The following is a 2,763-nucleotide window of genomic DNA, read 5'->3' as shown; positions in this document are numbered from 1 at the left end:
CCCCCACCCCTCTGCTCTGGGGGGGGGCCGCCCCCCGGCGCCGCGGGCTTTTTTGTTTTTTTCGGGGTGTGTTGTTTCCCCGGGTTTTTTCCCCGGGGCGGGCGGGCCCGCGGGGCCGGCCCCCCCCCCCCCCCACGCCCGCACCGAGCGGCGCTCCGGCAGAGAAGCCCAAGCTCAGCTACGAGGCTGGGGTGATGGCAGTACTGCAGGAGCGCTATGGCAGTGCCGTGCAGTTGCAGGAGCAATGGACGCAGCAACTGACGGATGCCAATCTGGGTCAGGCGCGCCCGGTGCACCGCGATATCTGCGCCGACCAGAGCATCAGCGTGCAGAGCGGCAACTACCGGATGCTGGCAATCTGCACCACGTACGACGACGCCAGCCCGATTGAACTGGGCAGCACCGATTTCATCGTCCTGCGCCGCGCCGCCGATGACGGCGTCAGCGTCGCCGCCGAACTGCTCGGCCAGGGCAGCGGCACCGGCGGCAAGCCGGGCAGCGTTACCACGCTGCAGATGGGCGCAAACGCCTGGAGTTTCCAGGTCGACGACGAACTGGTAGTGGTCGGCGCAGCGATGCGCAATCGCGCCTGGTACGTATTCGACGGCGACAAGACCTTGTCCAGTGCAGGCTGGCTGCGCAGCCATCTGGATGATCGCAACGCCATTGACTGCAATGCATCGGGCAACTGTTCGCACGGCCGTCTGGACCTGAACTTCGACGCAACTCCTGACAACAGTCAGCCGCAGCTGGCCTATTGGCCGCTGCACGTGCAGGAAAAAGGCCGGGGCTGCGCCGGTGCAGTCAACAAGACCCACAGCATTGCCTACGACACCACGCAATCACGCTACCTGATTCCTTCCACCATGCAGCTGGAGGCTTGCACCTGATGCGTAACGCCCTTCTCGCAGTCACCGCTGGCCTGTGTGCCGTCCTGCTCGCCAGCTGTGGCAACAGCAAGCTCAGCGACGCCCAGCACACCGCGCTCGCCACGCTCGGCAAGCAACTGCCGACGCCCTACCGCGATGGACTGATCACCACCTCGGCGCATCGCCATGGCGACGACATCGTATTCGTGGTGAGCTTCCCCGGCGCCAGCGTGGCGATGGCCAAGGCCAAGCCGGACGTGTTCGAGGCATTGCGCCGTGACGAGGACGAGGCCATCACCGAGCTATGCAAGGAACCGGCACTGCAGCCGGTCTATGCCGCCGGCGGCGGCGTGCGCCGACGCTTCGTGGATGGCAGTGGCGCGACGTTCTTCGAAGTCACGCTGAAAGCCTCCCATTGCCTTCCCCATTGATGCCTCACAGGAACTGACCCCATGAAAATCCTCGTCATCGGCTCTGGCGGCCGCGAACACGCACTTGCCTGGAAGTTGGCGCAATCGCCCCGCGTAAGCGAAGTGATCGTCGCCCCCGGCAACGCTGGCAGTGCCACCGAAGGCAAGTGCCGCAATGTCGCGATCAAGGTCAACGACATCGAAGGTCTGCTGAGGCTGGCACAGGACGAGGCCGTGGGCCTGACCGTGGTCGGCCCGGAAGTGCCGCTGGTGCTGGGCGTGGTGGATCGCTTCCGTGAAGCCGGCCTGCGCATTTTCGGGCCGACCGCTGCTGCCGCGCAGTTGGAAGGCAGCAAGGCCTTCGCCAAGGATTTCCTCGCCCGTCACGGCATTCCCACCGCGTACTACGCCGTGCATACGGAAGTTGACGCGGCGCTGGCCTATCTGCATGAAAAGGGCGCGCCCATCGTGATCAAGGCCGACGGTCTTGCCGCCGGCAAGGGCGTGATCGTGGCGATGACGATGGAAGAAGCCGAGGCCGCCGTGCACGACATGCTCAGCGGCAATGCCTTCGGCGATGCCGGCGCGCGCGTGGTGATCGAGGAATTCCTCGAAGGCGAAGAAGCCAGCTTCATCTCCATGGTCGACGGCCGCATCGCGCTGCCGATGGCCACCAGCCAGGACCACAAGCGTGTTGGCGATGGCGACACCGGCCCGAATACCGGCGGCATGGGCGCTTACTCGCCTGCACCGGTGGTGACCCCGGACGTGCACGCACGGGTGATGCGCGATGTGGTGGAACCGACCGTGGCCGGCATGATTGCCGACGGCGTGCCGTTCACCGGCTTTCTTTATGCCGGTTTGATGATTGATGACGCTGGCGCGCCGAAGGTGATCGAGTTCAACGTGCGCTTCGGCGACCCGGAAACCCAACCGGTGATGCTGCGCCTGCAGTCGGACCTGGTGGATCTGGTTGAAGCGGCCATTGATGGCGCGCTGGCTGGCGTGGAAGCACAGTGGGACCCGCGTCCATCGCTGGGCGTGGTGCTGGCTGCCAAGCCCTACCCGGAGACGCCGATCACGGGTGACGTGATCAGTGGTTTGAATGATCTGCCGGCCAGCGCCAAGGTGTTCCATGCCGGTACCGCGCTGGATGCTGACGGCAATGTGGTCAGTGCTGGCGGCCGCGTGCTGTGTGTTGCTGCATTGGGTGACAGCGTTGGTGATGCGCAGAAGCATGCGTACGCAGGCGTTGCAAAGATCCACTGGGCCAACGAGTTCCACCGCAACGACATCGGCTGGCGCGCGATCGCGCGCGAGCAGCAGTAAGCGGAGCTCACCCCTCCCCTGCACTTCGTGCAAGGGAGGGGGCGCAAACGGTAGTGGGGGGGCCGGCGGGGGGGGGGGGGGGTAGGGGTTGGGGGCACCCGCGCCCGGGGGGGGCGGCCGGTTTAAATATCACAAGCGGCTGCGCACGAGACGCA

3 protein-coding genes are annotated in these 2,763 nt (G+C 65.7%); all 3 read left to right on the top strand.

The genetic code is table 11. From position 1 onward, the window contains the following. Window positions 1–194: 194 nt before the first annotated feature. From ACVOMF_RS20800 to purD, 3 genes are read left to right on the top strand one after another with little or no spacing between them, the layout of a single operon-like run. Window positions 195–890, top strand: coding sequence for a hypothetical protein (locus ACVOMF_RS20800; RefSeq protein WP_481510962.1), 696 nt, complete (start codon window positions 195–197; stop codon window positions 888–890). Beyond that, window positions 890–1,300 (top strand): hypothetical protein, encoded by a 411-nt coding sequence (locus ACVOMF_RS20795; protein WP_481510961.1) that lies wholly within the window; start codon window positions 890–892, stop codon window positions 1,298–1,300. The genes ACVOMF_RS20800 and ACVOMF_RS20795 overlap by 1 nt, the downstream gene beginning before the upstream one ends. Window positions 1,301–1,321: 21 nt before the next feature. Then, window positions 1,322–2,608, top strand: coding sequence for a phosphoribosylamine--glycine ligase (gene purD / locus ACVOMF_RS20790; protein ID WP_481510960.1), 1,287 nt, complete (start codon window positions 1,322–1,324; stop codon window positions 2,606–2,608). The last annotated feature ends 155 nt before the right edge of the window (window positions 2,609–2,763 follow it).

The sequence above is a fragment of the Stenotrophomonas sp. STEN022 genome (genome assembly GCF_056760155.1).
This window is presented reverse-complemented; position numbering and strand designations above follow the sequence as displayed.